At 53.4% G+C, this 1,426-nt stretch carries 1 rRNA gene; it reads left to right on the top strand.

From position 1 onward, the window contains the following. Nucleotides 1-1,426 (top strand): 23S ribosomal RNA (locus tag B853_RS15480); the annotation flags it as partial.

Raw genomic sequence — 1,426 nt, 5'->3', positions numbered from 1 at the left:
AAGGCGAGGCCGAAAGCGTAGTCGATGGGAAACGGGTTAATATTCCCGTACTTCTTACAATTGCGATGGGGGGGGACGGAGAAGGCTAGGTGGGCCTGGCGACGGTTGTCCAGGTTCAAGTGTGTAGGCTGAAGAGTTAGGTAAATCCGGCTCTTCTTAAGGCTGAGACACGACGTCGAGCTACTACGGTAGTGAAGTCATTGATGCCATGCTTCCAGGAAAAGCCTCTAAGCTTCAGATTGTAAGGAATCGTACCCCAAACCGACACAGGTGGTCGGGTAGAGAATACCAAGGCGCTTGAGAGAACTCGGGTGAAGGAACTAGGCAAAATGGTACCGTAACTTCGGGAGAAGGTACGCTCTCGACGGTGAAGTCCCTTGCGGATGGAGCTATTGAGAGTCGCAGATACCAGGTGGCTGCAACTGTTTATTAAAAACACAGCACTGTGCAAAATCGTAAGATGACGTATACGGTGTGACGCCTGCCCGGTGCCGGAAGGTTAATTGATGGGGTTAGACTTCGGTCGAAGCTCTTGATCGAAGCCCCGGTAAACGGCGGCCGTAACTATAACGGTCCTAAGGTAGCGAAATTCCTTGTCGGGTAAGTTCCGACCTGCACGAATGGCGTAATGATGGCCACGCTGTCTCCACCCGAGACTCAGTGAAATTGAAATCGCTGTGAAGATGCAGTGTACCCGCGGCTAGACGGAAAGACCCCGTGAACCTTTACTACAGCTTGGCACTGAACATTGACCCTACATGTGTAGGATAGGTGGGAGGCTTTGAAACCAGCACGCCAGTGTTGGTGGAGCCGTCCTTGAAATACCACCCTTGTAGTGTTGATGTTCTAACGTCGACCCCTTATCGGGGTTACGGACAGTGCCTGGTGGGTAGTTTGACTGGGGCGGTCTCCTCCCAAAGCGTAACGGAGGAGCACGAAGGTGGGCTAATCACGGTTGGACATCGTGAGGTTAGTGCAATGGCATAAGCCGCTTGACTGCGAGAATGACAATTCGAGCAGGTGCGAAAGCAGGTCATAGTGATCCGGTGGTTCTGAATGGAAGGGCCATCGCTCAACGGATAAAAGGTACTCCGGGGATAACAGGCTGATACCGCCCAAGAGTTCATATCGACGGCGGTGTTTGGCACCTCGATGTCGGCTCATCACATCCTGGGGCTGAAGTCGGTCCCAAGGGTATGGCTGTTCGCCATTTAAAGTGGTACGCGAGCTGGGTTTAGAACGTCGTGAGACAGTTCGGTCCCTATCTGCCGTGGGCGTTGGAAGATTGAAGGGGGCTGCTCCTAGTACGAGAGGACCGGAGTGGACGAACCTCTGGTGTTCGGGTTGTGTCGCCAGACGCATTGCCCGGTAGCTAAGTTCGGAATCGATAACCGCTGAAAGCATCTAAGCGGGAAGCGAGCCTGAG

Source organism: Vibrio rotiferianus CAIM 577 = LMG 21460 (assembly GCF_002741985.1).
Classification (GTDB): Bacteria; Pseudomonadota; Gammaproteobacteria; order Enterobacterales; family Vibrionaceae; genus Vibrio; species Vibrio rotiferianus.
The sequence above is the reverse complement of the archived record's forward strand: the minus strand, read 5'-3'. Positions and strand labels throughout refer to the sequence as shown.